The following is a 16548-nucleotide window of genomic DNA, read 5'->3' as shown; positions in this document are numbered from 1 at the left end:
AATAGCTATTCCCGGCTCTTCGGCTTACTCTTGTTTATATTTTTCTTTCAGGATGCTGGAGCCGATTCCCCCAACAACCATTAAAATCAAAGAACCGAAGTTCCAAAAGAATGACCCGCCATTCAAGGTAATCTCTAGTGCCATTACTTTGTTCAGAAAGAGAACACAGAGTTTAATCACTAATAGCACAATGCCTGCTATTACGAAGACATCAAATACAAACTTTAATTTCGGGTGAGCCAATTTCTTGCCTTCTTCTATCACCTTTTTGGTCAACTCCTCGTCACTCCTTAGTAACTCATCGATAGTTACCCCAAAAAGATCGCTTATTTTAATAATGATTTCAATGCTTGGGTAGTTTTGACCATTCTCCCATTTCGAAACCGACTGTCGGCTTACAAACAGCTTCTCGGCCAGTTCTTCTTGTGACCAACTTTTTTTATTTCTTTCCGCTTTTAACTTCTCCCCAAAGATCATAACAGCAACTACCTTTCTGCAATTCATAAGCCTATATTGGATTAATCGTATGCAGAAGTAAAGAACGCTTTAGTTGCAGCCCCGCAACCCCAAGTTGCAGTTAACACTAGGCTTACCGCTAGTTGATGTTGACCTCACTCAAGCTTGATTACTTTTTCCTTTTTTGCTTCTAATCGAATACAGGATGAATAATAAAACAAACCATAATGGAGTACACAATAAAGCCGGGCGTGTCTCTCCAGCGAACAGCATGATGATCAGTATTCCAGCGAACAAAGTTAAGACAATATAATTAATAGCCGGTGTGAACGGTGCTTTGAATTTGGATTTCGCCTGTAAGTCTGGCCGGGTTTTCTTATACTTAATATGGCAGATAAGAACAATGCCCCACACCCATATAAAACAAATGGCGCTAATCGTTGTCACGATTCCAAAAGCCTGCTCCGGAATAAGTTTACTCAAAAGAGCACCCACAGATATAACAATTGTAGAAATGAATAACGAGTTACCTGGTACATGGTTTTTATTCAGTTTGCCCAAACGAGGTGACGCCTGGTTATTTCTACTCAAATTATAGAGAATTCGGCTGGTCGAGAACATCCCACTATTACAAGCGGAAGCGGCTGAAGTTAATACGACAAAATTAATAATCCCTGCGGCAATTGGAATCCCTACTAAAGTAAAGGTTTTTACAAAAGGACTCTCTGCTGGACTGAGCTCCGTCCAAGGGTTAATGCATAGCAGGACGAAAAGCGCACCAACATAGAAGAATAGAATCCGTAAAGGAATTTTATTAATCGCCGATGGGATATTTTTCTCCGGATCCGCTGTTTCCGCTGCCGACACCCCCACCAATTCCACACCGACATAAGCAAATACAACCATTTGAAAAGAAAATAAGAAGCCTGATATGCCGTTCGGAAAAAATCCCCCATGCTCCCATAGGTTTCGTACCGTCACCGATCCTGCATCCGTCTTAAACCCTATGATCAGTAAAATGACCCCAAGACCAATCAAGGCGAGAATCGTAATTACCTTAATTAAAGCAAACCAAAATTCGAGTTCCCCAAAGCTCTTTACAGTTAATAAATTAAGTCCTAATAACACGACTAGACAGGCGATGGCAGGAAGCCACTGCGGGATATCAAACCAGTACTGTACATATACGCCAACAGCAATGACATCAGCCATAGCCGTCATGATCCAGCAAAACCAATAGGTCCAACCAGTAATGAATGCGACCCGTGATCCAAGGTAGTCTTCAGCAATATCCGTAAACGATTGATAGCCCGCTTTAGATAATAGGAGCTCTCCCAGTGCTCTCATCACAAAAAACACAGCAATACCCACGATTAAATACGTGATCATAATGGATGGGCCTGCCTTCTCTATCGCCTTGCCTGATCCCAAGAATAATCCTGTACCGATGGTGCCGCCAATAGCAATAAGTTGAACATGCCGATTAGCCAGCTCTCTCTTTAATTCTGGTTGTGCCATACCTAGTTCCCCCTTGTGAGTACAATAAATTGGAATAAAAAAAGAGAGATTGGATGTCATCCAATCTCCCAGATCGTAAGAATATCAAATAATATTCGCCCTACTGATGGCGATCAGCATGACAAATACATATTCAGTACTCTTCTGTCCTTTTGCCTGAGATTGTGAACCCTTCGGCGCCGCGGAATTTCCGCAGTCTCTCCAGAAGCTGCTCCAGCTAAAGTGTAATCCTTAGCCATCATAGCTCGTGAATTATGAAGTTGATAAAGCGGTAACGCAGTAAAGCTGTTCTGATATTCTAACATATTACTTGTGATGGGAGTGTTAATCAGTGATAAAAGTCTCAAGAATTTAAAGTTAGCCTCATGAACATACTACTTTTTGAAAAGCAAAAAACTAAAGGAGTATGCTAATGAAAGCCGCTGTAGTAAAGAAATTCAAAGAAAAGTTAGAGCTACAAGACGTACCTAAACCAAAACCCGGACACAAAGAAATCCTTGTCCATATTCAGGCGTGCGGAGTGTGTCATACTGATTTGCATGCTGCTCATGGCGATTGGCCCGTCAAACCGAAACTCCCTCTTATTCCCGGACATGAAGGCGTGGGGATTATTGAAGAAATAGGTGAAGGAGTTACACACTTAAAGGTAGGAGACCGAGTAGGAATTCCATGGCTGTACTCAGCCTGCGGTCATTGTGAGTATTGTCTTACAGGAAGAGAGACTCTTTGTCTCGATCAGCAAAATTCTGGATATTCCGTAGATGGTGGATATGCAGAATTTTGTGTGGCAGCTGCCGATTATGTAGTGAAGGTTCCTGATAATCTAAGCTTCATCGAAGCGGCACCTTTATTTTGCGCTGGCGTTACGACCTATAAAGCTTTGAAAGTATCAGGTGTAAAGCCAGGTGAATGGGTAGCCATTTTCGGCGTCGGAGGATTGGGTCATCTTGGCGTACAATATGCAAAAGTGATGGGAATGAACGTAGTGGCCATCGACACGTCGGATGAAAAGATGGAGCTTGCCAAACAGCTTGGCGCAGACAAAACCGTAAACGCATTAAAAGAAGATGCCGCAGACTGGATTCAAAAAGAAATCGGTGGAGTGCATGGTGTCGTTTGTACGGCGGTTGCGAAAAAAGCATTTGACCAAGCCTACCGGGCCATTCGCCGCGGCGGTACCTGCGTCATGGTTGGGCTGCCTCCTGAATCCATGGATGTTCCGATTTTTGATACAGTATTAAACGGAACAAAGGTAGTCGGTTCGATTGTCGGCACTCGCAAAGATTTACAAGAAACATTACAATTCGCTGCAGAAGGAAAAATCAAAACCATTATTGAGACACGTAAACTAGAAGATATTAATGAGATCTACGATCTGATGTTAGAAGGCAAAATCAATGGTCGAATCGTCCTTGATATGACGAAATGATCAATAATAAAAAGTATGCTACCATAATATTTATTACAAGCCACAAAATTTGAGGTGATCGGAATGTTAGAGCGTTCTATGGAGAATGTAATGGAATCCGTGAAGGGAAGGAGTGATGTGTAAAATAAAAATGAAAAAAGGATGATGAAAATGAATAAGTACCAAACTATAAATAGCGATGGATTTGAACTGAATTATTGTGTAAAAGGAACTGGGAAACCTATTTTGGTGATAGGCAGCAGTGTTTATTATACTCAATTATTCTCAGAAGATTTATATGATACATTTCAGTTTATTTTCCTTGATCATAGAGGATTTGTGAAGCCGCCCCGAACTCTGCAACCGGAAGATTATAGATTGGAGAAAGTATTAGATGATATAGAGACGGCAAGGCAAGATCTTAACTTAACAAATTTCACCCTATTAGGGCATTCAGGACATGCTTTCATGGCTTTGGAATATGCTAAAAAATATCCCTACCATGTTCAAAAAGTTGCCTTATTGAATTCAGCACCTACAAATAGCGGGGAAAGACAGCGTCAAAGTTTTGCATTTTTTAATGAGACAGCAAGTCCGGAGAGAAAAAGACAGTTCGAGATGGATATTGCTTTGTTAGAAAGCGACATTCAGAAAGATCCTGAACGGCGATTCGTTCACATGTGTATTCGGATGGGAGCCCAAAGCTTTTATGATTATACATTTGACGCAGCTTACATGTGGGAAGATGTATATACGAATATGCCAATTATCGATTATCTGTGGGGAGAAGCATTCGGAGAATTGAATCTTATACAATCACTCGCTAACTTCAACAAACCAGTATTTATCGGTTTAGGCAGGTATGATTATTTGGTAGCGCCTGTTTCACTTTGGAATTCTGTTAATGAAACCTATAAGCACGTCAAAAAAGTGATCTTTGAGCATAGTGGCCACAATCCGATGTTTGAAGAACCTGGAACCTTTGACAAAGAGCTAAGCAAGTGGATTCTTGAGGGCAATTGAGGCTTTCCTTTGTATAACGAAAAACACTAAGTTGATTCTTAGTGTTTTTTTATTTCATGCTCATTTCAGTTGAACCATACCTAAGTCGAACAGAGGATTATGATAGCGATTTAATATTTTATCGTATTATTCCTCACATGCACTAAGATTTCACAATGATAAGCTTAACATTGTATGCCTTATGATACTTTAGGAGGTAATATAATGAGCAAGTACGACGAAGCCATGAAGCTGCTGGAAGAACAAGTAGGTAACAAGGACGGCCTAATCTCTCTGTCCACCATCGCGCTGGAACCGGGGGGCCGATGGTATCGGTCAAAACCTGGGCTGGGTATGTGACGAGAAGAACGCGGAGATGATGACAAAGCTGCGCACAATTTTCGCCGAGTGGTATAACGAAGCCAATAACGACGAAGACCCTAACACATGCCTGCTGCGCATTCACCTAACAAAGGGCCTGTGGAATGACGCCCATAAAGGGATCAGAAATGAGATTGATTTTGTCAATAAGACGGCAAATTAAGTGGTCACTCCCTTTTTTTCGCCCTACTTATGATAAGGCTCACCGCGCTGTCTGTAACGGCAAGTTATAGGGCCATCCTTTGTGGGGATGACCCTTTATTAATCTAGATTTGTTCAGTTGTCATCTTCGTTAACGCCTACATTTCGCTCGCATAAGAGCGTTATTTTTTCTTCACCGGTATCCAGATTTCTCCTGAAACATTCCCATGCCGTGCCATTCCATAATACATTTCGAAACTAGGGCCCTCAACCTGTTCGTATTCAGATGTCGGAAACCACTCAGAATAGATTCGTTGCCATAGTTTTTGCATATCACATTGCGGCTCCGGGAAAATCGCCCACGTTAATGTTGGGACAAAAAGTTTTGTAAATCTCTCCGGAATTTCAAGACCCTTAGGTAAATGATAACAGACCATGTATTTGAAAGATTCTTTAGTGTGATCGTAAAGGGCGGCGTGTAACATGGTGTCACCAAAACGTCCCAGTAAGTCGTTCATAAGATCAACGCTGCCATCATCATCACATTTTATACGGAATTGAGGAACTTCAGAGAACGCTGTTTTCTGGTCTGCATTTATAAATCCATATACTCCAAACATCTCAAAAGAACCTCTTTGCTCAATACGGTAATTCATTTCGACATCCCCTTTTATTGAAATATGAAAGGACATTCGAGGATAGGCTTTTAGAGAAACGCCTGTATCGCGCGCAGATGTCGGCATAATACCATGAAGATTCTTAAAGGCCCGTGCAAACGCCTCCGGCGAATCATATCCATATTTCATAGCTACATCAATAACCTTTGAGTCTGTTGTCTGCAGTTCGAATGCCGCCAATGTCAACCGTCGACGTCGAATGTACTCCGATAACGATACGCCAGTAATAAATGGAAACATTTTTTGAAAATGATAGGTAGAGCAACAGGCTCTCTGTGCTATTTCATCAAATGAAATAGTGTCCGCTAGATTTGTTTCGATATATTCCATGGCACTATTCATCCTGTCCAACCAATCCATCGTATTCCCTCCCTTCAAGGTAATTTTATCGGAAATAAAAAATGAATACCTTGCAATTTCTGCACGAAAAAATCAGCAAAAAACTTGCCCTTATTTATGATACGGTTCCCCGTGCTGGCTGTAACGGCAAGTTTTAGAGCCATCCCATTTGGGATGGCTCTTGTTGAGTCCTCAGCTTTCATCTTGTACACCGATCACAATTTTCGAACCGGCAAGTTCTGATTTTATATTACCGTTGTTCGATCAATCCATACTTTGGGCAGTTACCGACTCGCTGCCTCGATGATCCAGTCGGTCAATTCGTTGATTTGTCTTTTCACGGCGATCGGGTCGCGGTACCAGGATTGGTTCTCCGTCCATATAAATACCTTATTGTTGCGAATCGGCTCTAGCGACCCCCAGATCGGATCAGCCTGCAGCGATTCCAAGCTGACTTCCGTCGTCAGAATCAAATAATCACCCATGTACTCCGAAAGTTTCTCCAGCGAAAATTCATAGTAGGATTCCTCCAGCATAAATCCTGGAACCGTCGTCGGCGGCTTCAGCCCCATTATTTCATACATCAGCCGGCCGCCCCGTCCCGACTTCGGACCAAAAAGGCTCACGTTTCCATCGTACTCTTGCATAATCGAAAGCGTCTCTCCTTCGGGAACGGCTTGTTGGACTTTCTCCCGAATGTCTGCAATTTCCTTCTCGAATTGTTCGTTCCATTTCTCCGCTTCCTCGCGTCTATCTAGCAAGTCGCCGAAATACAGCATTTCTTCCTGAATGGATGCAAACTGATTGTAAGGAACAGATACTGTAGGTGCGATCATCTGATATTTCTCGACTACCTCAGGCTGTGGATTATGCGTTATGATTAAATCCGGATTGAGCTCCAGCAGCTTCTCTAACGAGTCGCCTACATCCGTCACCACGTCCAGCATTCCCTCGAGATAAGGACTCGACATCAAGAACGATTCGGCTGCGATCGGCTGGACATCCAACGCAAGTACGGTGCCGAGATAAGAAATTGCCGCTACGCGCTGAGGGTGTGCAGGAACCTCGACATCGCCGAAAGCAGTCTTGACGATCTTGATCTCCGAAGATGTCAAAGCCTCTGACTCTTGGGCGATCACGGTTGGAGAAGCGCTGACGGCAACCTGGCTGTGCGTTGCGCCTCCGTTGTTCACCGACCCACCGCAAGCCGTTAACATCACGGTCAAGCATAACAGCATCACTGCATAAAAACTTCTGGTTGCTCTAGTCATTTTATTCGCCTCATCCTGTTGAAATTGATAATCAATATCACTCACATGAAAAGGATAGCGTAATAACCGGCTTGGAACAACGGACGATTGTGACATATTCCTTGCATAATCTGAAACGAACTGGCCATATCGTTTACGATATTGACCCGGCGTTATGCCGGCATACTTTTTGAACATGCGGCTGAAGTAAATGAGGTCGGGATAACCGACATGCGATGCTATTTCCTGTTGCGTTGCTATCGTGCCAGCCAGCAGAGCCTTCGCATCTTCCATTCGGAAACGAATGACGTAGTCCAGCGGACTGAGCCCCGTCTGTTCTTTACATTTTCGCGAAATGTATTGTTGGCTGTAATTCAATTGCCGAGCAAGCTCTTCAAACGAGATCGGCTGGCGGTAATTCCTGGACAAATGCCGAATAACTTGCTCAGATAAGGATGGCTCGCCGGCTCCGAACAGGCGCTCCCTCAGAACAGCGTGAACGAAGCGGATAAAGTCTCCCTTGGCCGACAGCCGGGTCAATCCGTCGTCAGATTTAAGCCAACCGTCGCGTATCGTTTGAAGCAGCTCGAGCATGGCCAGCGGCTCGCCAGGCGGGAACCCCCAGCTTTCCAGAAACGGGTCGGATTCCTCCATCATCATATGAAATTCGTGCGAGGCCGAAGCGGGGAGAGACGCTTTGTAGAGTACGATATATACGTTCAGTGCTTCTCGGCTCCGAACCGTCACCTGAGAGCCTTTGCCGGCGTGCAGTACATAAAAACGATCGCACAGCCACACCTCATCGTCAACCCACAACTCACCTTGTCCTTGGAAAGCGAATAAAAACGCGCTTGCCGGCAATCGGTATTGATTCAAATCGTTGTCGATTCCGGTCTGCATTAGCCGCACATCCAGCACGCGCATAATCACCTGGTTCCATATTTGTATAAGTCTCAGAACGTCCATAGCTGATTCGCAAGCTCCCTCTAAATTATCTAAAAGATAATCATTCTCAATTGAATCATGTTTCTAAACACAATAACGAATACGGCTAGCGCTGTCAACAAGGTGTTGCCGGATGAGATAAGGATGCGAATAGCGAGGCATACGGCTGTTTTTCCGGAGTCTGTCCCAAAAGCAAAAGACGCTTGTCCCCAAAAAATACATGCGAAAGTGTCCAAGCGTCTATCAATGAATCGTGAGGGCCTTTCTTTGATCTCTCAATTGTCTTAATCATTAGCATACAACTCAATTCTAAATCCAATCATTGTTTGTGTATGCAAGCAATTTCACCGGGCGAGACCAACCCTTGAGCACAGGCTCCAGTACTAAATCCTGAACAGCGATACTATTCAGGGCTGTACGATTAATCCATGACAGCGCGAGCGTTCCCTCGCCCATATGAGCGCCTACCAAAGGGACAAAAGTCATGATCTCTGTCCGCACGGAAGGCGACATTCCCTTAATAGCCGACTCCAGGCTCAGCGCCTCTTCCATATTGTTGGCATGCATAATACATACATCCTGGTACCGCCCGATATCCTTATGGATGGTCTCCAGCAGCTTTTGCTTCGTCTTCATGAAGGTACGGATTTTGTCTACGACGACAATTTTTCTCTAATCGAACTTCAGCAGCAGGTGAATCCGCAGCAGCTGGCCCAGCAAAAGCTGAGAGCCGGAGAGCCGCCCGCTGCGGTGTAGCTGACCCAGGCTGGCAGGGATCAGATAGAAGGACATTTCTTCAATGATATTGTCGATTCTATTCTTGATCTCTAGTCTGATAAAGTAAATCAAATGTCGCTTTCTCGGCTTCCTACCTGAGAAGTTTCTGCTTATACACGATTATAGGAATTAATCATCCACACTCAAATCCAATTATTGTGTAGACAATAAAAAAGCTCGCATAAGCCTGTTTACACATTGTTTTCCATAGAGAGTGACCTACCCCACTCCTACGGTCCGCATACTGTAAATACAGGCTCCTGCGAGTTTTTCTAAAAAAACTTACTGCTACTTATGATACGGTTCTCTGCGCTGTCAGTAAGGGCAAGTTTCGTTAATCTATTCGTGCTCCGAATGCTATTCTAAAACCAAGGTCATCTATCTTGAAATCAGGCATGCTTTTCCTTCTAACCGTAGAACCACAGTTGTTTTCAACTTCTGCCCAACTCCCGCCTCGGAAGACCCTATAGTTGCCATATCGGTCTGTATCATAGAGATCCCAGCACCATTCCCAAACATTCCCGATCATATCGTAAAGTCCCCATGGATTAGAAAGCATTTTCCCAACTTCCTGGGCTGAACCGTTGGAATTTTCCTTATACCACGCAATCTTATCGATTCTTTCATACCGATATCCCTTGGTTCCCGCTTTGCATGCATACTGCCATTCAGCGTCCGATAGTAATCGAAATCCATTCGCTTCTTTGTTATATATTGTGCTCTCACTTTCCCTTGTTATTGTGTAGCATTCAGTTCTGTCAAGCACTCTAGATAATTTGTTACAAAAGACAAGAGTATCTAGCCATGAAACTTGCGTAATTGGCAGGTTACTCGCATCAGGTTCTACTTCTTCTTCATCCATGATAAAATGATACAACTGCCGTGTTACTGGATACTTCATTACATAGAAAGGTTCAATTGTTTCATTCAATAAAATAACCTTTCTATCACTTCCTCTTCCAGGGTCTGATAACGTGTAGTTAGAACTAAGCCATTTATTCGTATTAATATAATCGCGTAATTCAACAACCCCACCCTCAATCCGTACCATCATATTCATTATATCTTTGATAAAACCTTCACTCTTATTTCCGTACTGTCCTAATGTCATATGAAGTCCCCCGTTCACTCCAATATTTTCTCCATAGTCTACATCCACCAATCTGCATCTAGAGTACGTAAATTTATTCTCCTAGTAGTGATGCTTTGATAACTAGTTCATAGCCGAATTGGCATTCAGAACCTTCGAACCGCCGCGGTCTAAGGGATTGCGGCACGGTTTACAATAACATCACTAAAGCTATTACATCTGTAAAGTTAGCCAAACAATGTACAAATATTCCCAACTTCAAAGAATCTTTTTTGTATACCAAATAAAATAGTGGTAAAAATGCTACAATTCTTGCGACTATTAGCCAAGGAGACCAGAAATGATAAACCGCAAATAATGCGAGATTGACCAGTACACTATGCTTGCCCATCCATTTCATACGAGTCAGTAGAAATCCTCGAAATTAGAGTTCCTCCGTTATGGGTAGTATAAGTGTAATAATGAAAAAGCTTGCTACTATTGCAATTATGATATAGTTTTCACTGAATAGGCTCATGTCCTGGACATAATTGTACTCACTTGGAAGCCAATGAAATACTGTATTTAATATGTAATTTGAAAAAGGTTTTAATGCCTTCATAAGTATTCCTACCAATGAAAGCAATAAAAGAGTGTAGACAATATATTCTTTAACCTTCATCTTACTTTTTAGGCCCAGTACCTTAAAGATATTGAAATTCCCTGTTTCCTTTTTGGCAACATAAAATAAACACCCTAGTTCTATAGGCACTATTGAGAAAAAACCGGCTATTCCTAACGCAACAATCTTAGGATAGCCTGTTAAACTGTCCACTTGTAATAAAAACAGATAAAGTAGACTTAACGCCATTCCTGGAAATAAGTGAAGTGTTATAAGCTTCCATATGCTTCTGATCTCATTTTCGTTATTCATATCCTGTTCCCCCAATAATTTAATCCTTCTAAATCTTAAACTATGGGACCATCCCAAGGTCAATACATCACTTAAACAACCTTATTCAATGGGGATATAAACTTCTAAATATGACTTTAGAACAACAGGCGATCTGCGCTATGTCATCATATGAGATTTTGTCTGCTAGATTTGTTTCTATATATTCCATGGCGCTGTTCATTCTCTCCAACCAATCCATCGTATTCCCTCCCTTCGAGATAAATTTTAGTGCAGATAAGAAATAAATGCCGTGCATTTGCTGCACGAAAAAGTCAGTAAAAAACTCGCCCCCAAGACACCTAGCTAATCATAAAATTATCCTATATCGCGGATTCCTCTTTGCGTGAGTTCTAAATTCAATGTCGTCATCCCTTCACAGACCCCAACAATACCCCCTTTACGAAGTATTTTTGTAGGAACGGATACACACATAAGATCGGAAAAACAGATATAACGATGGCTGCGGCCTTGATGCTTTCCGGTTGGAGTAAATTATATTCGGAATTATCCAACAAGCTGTCAAGTGAAGTTACTTGAATTAACTGGTACAATCTCACCATAAGCGGCATCAGATTCGAGTTGTTTAAGAAATACAAAGCTTGTGAATATACGTTCCATAATCCTACAGGGTAGAACAACGATAATGCTGCTAGGATCGGCTTGCTGAGAAGTAATACGATTTTCCACAAAATCATGGGATCATTCGCGCCGTCAATCTTCGCGGACTCCTCGACCTCTGAAGGAAGCCCCTCAAAGAAGGATTTCATTACAAACAGATTATACACACTTATTAATCCTGGCAGCCAAATCGCCCAATATGTATCCAAGATGTGCAAATTCTTCAATAGAAGAAACATCGGGATCAGACCACCGCCAAACAGCATCGTAAATAAAATCATTAGAAGGAAAACACTGCGTCCCCGGAGACGTTTCTTTGACAGAGGGTACGCCATAAGTGTCGTCCCTGCCATTTGCAGTATTGTACCAACCACGGTAATAATGATCGTATTTCTCATCGCAATAAACAGCAGTCCTGTCTCGAAATGCTTCGTGAATGCTTTAATATTGAACTCGACCGGCCACAAGAACACTTCTCCCGCCAGAACGGATCGGCTACTGCTGAATGATACAGCAAGCACATGGAGCATCGGAAAAAGTGCCGTAAATGCGCAGAGGATGAGGAACAACCCATTCAGAATACGAGCAATCTTTTTTTACCATAGCCCTCCCTCCATCAGCGAACGCTATTACTCATATTTCGCAAGGCTTCTAAAAATTTTGCCCTACTTGTGATACGGGCTCTCGTCCTCATGAACCGATATGCCCAATCGCCGTCACAAAGAGGAAGAGGAAGACAGCCATTGATCCATTAATGATTTCAAAAAGTATAAGTGGCTTAGACATTTTAGTCGGTGATTTAGGAAAAATACCAGCTAAATCGATAATGTACACGATAAAGTATAAAACAGCGATAATTTTCGTGATGAAAATCGCATTAGGATGTGCAATCAACAAGAGATAACACGTGATAAACGACATAACACCAAGTAAGATAAGAAACAGATTAAATCCCCAAAATACAACCCCTTTTAATTTTGAAAAATCTCTATTCTCAATCGGCCCTCCCGGAACCAATATCGCCAACAACATTACATTAAAAAACACTAGTAAACTTGCTATGATCATAATATCCTGCATCGTTATTCCTTCCTCTCATCTGTTAGTGTCTCAAGATTAGCAGGAAGGAATAACAGTGTATTGTAAAAAATCAGCATCTATATGATCTGGCGTTCATCACTTCTGACCATGCCAGACATATCGAAGGGTTAATTCATGTGGAAGTTTCTCTAACTCTTTGACGGTTTTGCCTGCAAACTTTTTGAATGTTTTGATGAGGTGAGACTGATCATAGTAACGATACTGCATCTCCTCCCTCAATCTTTCATCCTCAACATGTTTTCTAAACTTCACAATATCCCCATAGGTCTTTGGGGTAAGCCCGACATGCCTTTTGAAGAAACGCTCTAACGTACTTACTGAAATGCAAAAAAATTTTGCCATACTCACAATATTCAAGTTTTCATACTCTCGTTCTACATAAGTAAGCATTTCCTCTATGCGGCCAGTATCCTTCTTATTCAACACCATCTTATCGAGTAAATAATGATTGATTGCTATGATATTTTGTTCCACATCTTTAAATCTCATCATCCGGTACAGTTCATCTAGATCAGGGTCCACATCGGTGGCTTGTAGGATTCGCTCTTCCAATTCGAGGCCGGGCACTTGAAACAAGTGTATAAATCCTAACGGAGTTAAAGAAATCCCGATTTGATACAACTGTTGTCCATATCGAACATATTTCGCGCTTTTCATTTGACCAATCACAACCGTATTAGGGATCACCACTTCCTGATCTTCTCTTACCAGACTGTAAGCAGACCCGTAATTGAAAATGATATTGATATACCCCAGCGGCATAATAATATCTTCTCTGTTGTCATTAGCGAGAAAGTCAAAGTCTACTACCCAGATATAGTCCACTATCCTATGTAAGCTATTTATTGGTTCAAAGGTTCGAATCATCGCATATATCTCCTTACGAATTTTTCGCCATTACTTATGAGACGTTTGACCGCAACCTCTATTGGCATGATTTCCGACATGACTATTCATCTTCGAGAACAGCAGAAGGGCCAGCAGTAAAGCTATACTTACAACCCCAAGTCCTAACCAATTCAAGTGGAGGATGGAGGAATGGCTAATCACAAGGCCACCTAAACCAGAGCCAAGCGCAAATCCAAACTGAATAAAAGAGGTGTTCACACTTAAGGCAATATCAGGTGAATGGGGCACTAAGGTGACAAGATTTAATTGTTGAGCCGGCGAAATGCTCCATGTCGCCAGCATCCAGATCATTAAGACACCGATTAACAATACCAGATTATTACCAACAAGAGATAAAAAGAGAAACATGACTACTTGCAAGGTTAGCCCCAGGAAAATGGTCAATTTTGGCCCTTTCGAATCTGCCAATAATCCCCCCACCCTCGAACCAACGAAACTGCAAACCCCAGCAAGAAATAAAATTCCACTGATCTTGGTAATCGAAAGAGGCGATGTCGCCTGCAGGAACGGTGTAATATAGGTAAACAATGTTGAATAGCCACAGATATAAAGCAAGGTGATGATTAAGGCTACCAGAATTCTTTTGTCTTTTAATATAGAGAGCTGCATCCCAATGGTAACGGCTTCTTTTTCTTTAATGGCAGGAACTTTTTTATAGATCACGAGCAGTGGAAAAATAGTTATAAACCCCATCCAAATAAACAAGGATTTCCAGCCAAGCCAATCACTAAAGTAAGTGCCGATGGGAACACCGAATACGAGTGAACTGCTGAGGCCCATTAAAATAATACCGATGGCGTTGCCCCTTTTTTCCTTAACTGCCAGCCTAGTCGCCACCGCCATAGCTACAACGGTTGCGACACCGCCACTTAACCCTTGCAAAATACGAGAAACAAGAACGGCCTCAAAGGTAGAGCTGAAAAATGTTAACCAATTACTAAGGATGAACACACTAAGTGCACTCATTAATACTTTCTTACGGTCCATATTAATGGTCGTTGCAATTAAAATTGGGGCACCAATGGCAGCTGAGAGAGCAAACGCAGTCACTAATAATCCTGCGACCGAAGTAGAAACCTTCAAGTCTAACGCAATCATTTCGATGACTCCTGTAATAATATATTCAATGGTTCCGATCAAGAAAACAGCCAGAGCCAGAATATAGATCACTGTACTATTTTTCAATCCTCTCCACCACCTTTTATCGGAATTTGAATTTCTATCAATTGGATATCTTGTTCCGTGGGGAGCGGCAAATAAATCTCTCTGCCAGGTTGATCCTCTTTGATTTGATAACCATTGTTCTCGATCCATGTGGCTAAATCCACACAAGCGGTACAAGCAAAGGCTGAATCTGAGTGGAAGGTCAGTGTCGCCATTAATTCTGGGGGAAGAGAACGAATTTGAAGTTCATCAGTAAGTACTGACAGCTCGCCCTTTAAAAAATGGCCTACTTCAAATTCAAACTCATCCACGTTTTCATCCAATTCACTCCATATAACGATTTTGGGACTCTCCACCAGATTCAGGTTTTCTTTTCTTATCCATTGATTAAACGTTCGAAAAAGTCCCGGAATATCCTGTTCCTTACCGCGTGCTTTAAGTGAAAGAAATAGCTTATGTTCTACTGCTTTAATCACGACTTCCCACTCTCTCTCCACAATCCCTCTTTCTCAATCAGCTGAATAATATCGATATCCTGTGTCTTGGTCAACGGTTCTTGGTTTTAACATGCCAATGTGGTCATAGTATCGCAATGCTTTTAAGGAAACCTTGCTTAATCTGGAAAATTCACTGATTTTGAACAAAATTCCGCCTCCAATCTAGATGATATTCAGAGTATAAAGCTTCCTGTGCAGGGGAAAGTCAAGCAGATAAACAAGCAGAGGACACGGCTCAGCAGATGGAGTCGACAGATAAAATGAAAACAGGGACGATTTCATCAACGAAAACGTCCCTGTTATTTTGCAACATCCTGATCTCATTCCAGTAAAAATTGTTTTAGCTGTGTGTCTATGAATATTGAATCTGGTTCATGCTGTCCAATTCCGGAACAGTACCCCCATTTGGACTCAATTGGGAGAAAGATTGCGTTATGCATATGATGAGTCTCATACTCATTATCTTCAGGAGGAAAGAAAAGATCCGTACTCCCCGGCATAACAAGCGCTCGAGATGTTATCTTGCTTAGCGCAAGCTCAAAATCTCCTTGATACCGTTGATTTGCGCTAATATCTCCATGTATCCCTGTTCGCAACATGGTAATCAGGTCATTGGCATCGAAGGTTAGGAATACTTCATCCCAATAATCTACGAGATACTCTTCGAGCGTAAGGTAACCTTCCTGCTGAAATAGCTGCTCCAGATAATAAACCTGAGAGAACCCCCATGCGGCATAAACCCGCCCCATTGCAGCCAATCCTGCCTTGGGCTGCTCGGTATAAAAGCCTTGCTTCCAAGCAGAATCAGCCTGAAGGGCTGCGATAAGTCCTTCAAAAACAACCTTCGCATGTGGCCGGGTCTTGGCCGTTCCTCCGAATGGAGCGATCCGATCCACCATATCAGGATAGCTTGCTCCCCATTGAAAGGTTTGTACGGCCCCGAGTGACCAGCCGACGACTAAAGCAATTTTGTTAATACCGAACTTCTGAGTTACTAGCTGATGCTGGAGTCGCACATTGTCATAGATCGTAACCTCTGGAAAGTTGGCCCGGTCATAAGGAGGGGGCGTGTTGCTCGGTGATGAGGACAACCCGTTGCCAAGCATATTCGGTACGATGATGAAATACTTATTCGGATCCAATGCCTTATCCGGTCCGATCAACCATTCATTATCGGCATGCTGACCTGCAAACCAGGTAGGATAAAAAATCACATTATTTTTGGCTGCATTCAACGTCCCATAGGTTTTGTAGGCGAGAAACGCTTGAGGAAGTATTTCTCCGGATTGCAGTGTGATATCCCCAAGTTCAAAAATCTCATAATCTCTCAAGTAATCTTCT

Annotated in this window: 15 protein-coding genes, 3 pseudogenes and 1 riboswitch; of the genes and pseudogenes, 4 read left to right on the top strand and 14 right to left on the bottom strand. The window is 42.4% G+C overall.

Annotated features, from left to right (window positions below):
- Positions 1 to 24: 24 nt before the first annotated feature.
- Both MKX60_RS04310 and MKX60_RS04305 read right to left on the bottom strand, forming a co-directional pair.
- The gene (locus MKX60_RS04310) at positions 25 to 477 is read right to left on the bottom strand and encodes a helix-turn-helix domain-containing protein (protein ID WP_341059127.1); all 453 of its coding nucleotides are present in this window, start codon (positions 475 to 477) and stop codon (positions 25 to 27) included.
- 138 nt (positions 478 to 615) lie between these two features.
- Positions 616 to 1974: an amino acid permease gene (locus MKX60_RS04305; RefSeq protein WP_341059126.1), complete on the bottom strand. Its 1359-nt coding sequence runs from the start codon at positions 1972 to 1974 to the stop codon at positions 616 to 618.
- Positions 1975 to 2108: 134 nt separating this feature from the next.
- Positions 2109 to 2189, bottom strand: a riboswitch (glycine riboswitch).
- A gap of 197 nt (positions 2190 to 2386) precedes the next feature.
- Here MKX60_RS04305 and adhP point away from each other — a divergent pair.
- The 4 genes from adhP to MKX60_RS04285 all read left to right on the top strand — a co-directional run bounded on the left by adhP (position 2387) and on the right by MKX60_RS04285 (position 4928).
- Positions 2387 to 3403 (top strand): alcohol dehydrogenase AdhP, encoded by a 1017-nt coding sequence (gene adhP / locus MKX60_RS04300; protein WP_341059124.1) that lies wholly within the window; start codon positions 2387 to 2389, stop codon positions 3401 to 3403.
- A gap of 150 nt (positions 3404 to 3553) precedes the next feature.
- Positions 3554 to 4405, top strand: coding sequence for an alpha/beta hydrolase (locus tag MKX60_RS04295; protein ID WP_341059122.1), 852 nt, complete (start codon positions 3554 to 3556; stop codon positions 4403 to 4405).
- Between the two features lie 204 nt (positions 4406 to 4609).
- Positions 4610 to 4744 (top strand): hypothetical protein, encoded by a 135-nt coding sequence (locus MKX60_RS04290; RefSeq protein ID WP_341059121.1) that lies wholly within the window; start codon positions 4610 to 4612, stop codon positions 4742 to 4744.
- A gap of 16 nt (positions 4745 to 4760) precedes the next feature.
- On the top strand, positions 4761 to 4928 hold the full coding sequence (locus MKX60_RS04285; protein ID WP_341059120.1) for a hypothetical protein: 168 nt from the start codon (positions 4761 to 4763) through the stop codon (positions 4926 to 4928).
- 160 nt (positions 4929 to 5088) lie between these two features.
- Here MKX60_RS04285 and MKX60_RS04280 read toward each other — a convergent pair whose 3' ends face one another.
- From MKX60_RS04280 to MKX60_RS04230, 12 genes and pseudogenes are all read right to left on the bottom strand, one after another.
- Entirely contained in the window at positions 5089 to 5943 is an 855-nt protein-coding gene (locus tag MKX60_RS04280; RefSeq protein ID WP_341059119.1) for an AraC family transcriptional regulator, read from the bottom strand.
- Between the two features lie 263 nt (positions 5944 to 6206).
- On the bottom strand, positions 6207 to 7919 hold the full coding sequence (locus tag MKX60_RS04275) for a helix-turn-helix domain-containing protein (protein WP_256721673.1): 1713 nt from the start codon (positions 7917 to 7919) through the stop codon (positions 6207 to 6209).
- A gap of 507 nt (positions 7920 to 8426) precedes the next feature.
- Positions 8427 to 8909, bottom strand: a pseudogene (locus tag MKX60_RS04270) (DegV family protein).
- A gap of 319 nt (positions 8910 to 9228) precedes the next feature.
- The gene (locus MKX60_RS04265; RefSeq protein WP_341059117.1) at positions 9229 to 10005 is read right to left on the bottom strand and encodes a formylglycine-generating enzyme family protein; all 777 of its coding nucleotides are present in this window, start codon (positions 10003 to 10005) and stop codon (positions 9229 to 9231) included.
- Positions 10006 to 10174: 169 nt separating this feature from the next.
- Positions 10175 to 10396 (bottom strand): annotated as a pseudogene (locus MKX60_RS31630) (CPBP family glutamic-type intramembrane protease); the annotation flags it as partial.
- A gap of 12 nt (positions 10397 to 10408) precedes the next feature.
- Entirely contained in the window at positions 10409 to 10897 is a 489-nt protein-coding gene (locus MKX60_RS04260) for a hypothetical protein (protein WP_218640861.1), read from the bottom strand.
- A gap of 386 nt (positions 10898 to 11283) precedes the next feature.
- A complete protein-coding gene (locus tag MKX60_RS04255; protein ID WP_341060269.1) occupies positions 11284 to 12009 on the bottom strand; it encodes a carbohydrate ABC transporter permease in 726 nt (241 codons plus the stop codon).
- 217 nt (positions 12010 to 12226) lie between these two features.
- Entirely contained in the window at positions 12227 to 12616 is a 390-nt protein-coding gene (locus tag MKX60_RS04250; RefSeq protein ID WP_081382684.1) for a hypothetical protein, read from the bottom strand.
- 96 nt (positions 12617 to 12712) lie between these two features.
- Entirely contained in the window at positions 12713 to 13504 is a 792-nt protein-coding gene (locus tag MKX60_RS04245) for an AraC family transcriptional regulator (protein WP_341059116.1), read from the bottom strand.
- Between the two features lie 30 nt (positions 13505 to 13534).
- Positions 13535 to 14731 carry an MFS transporter gene (locus tag MKX60_RS04240; RefSeq protein WP_076298093.1) on the bottom strand — a complete coding sequence of 399 codons (1197 nt, stop codon included), beginning with the start codon at positions 14729 to 14731 and terminating at the stop codon, positions 13535 to 13537.
- Positions 14728 to 15354: pseudogene (locus tag MKX60_RS04235) on the bottom strand (MerR family transcriptional regulator). Before MKX60_RS04235 ends, MKX60_RS04240 begins: the two are co-directional and overlap by 4 nt.
- Positions 15355 to 15527: 173 nt before the next feature.
- Complete coding sequence (locus MKX60_RS04230; RefSeq protein WP_341059115.1) at positions 15528 to 16538, bottom strand: alpha/beta fold hydrolase; 1011 nt, start codon at positions 16536 to 16538, stop codon at positions 15528 to 15530.
- Positions 16539 to 16548 lie beyond the last annotated feature (10 nt).

The organism is Paenibacillus sp. FSL R5-0914 (assembly GCF_038004525.1).
Classification (GTDB): Bacteria; Bacillota; Bacilli; order Paenibacillales; family Paenibacillaceae; genus Paenibacillus_AQ.
The sequence above is the reverse complement of the archived record's forward strand: the minus strand, read 5'-3'. Positions and strand labels throughout refer to the sequence as shown.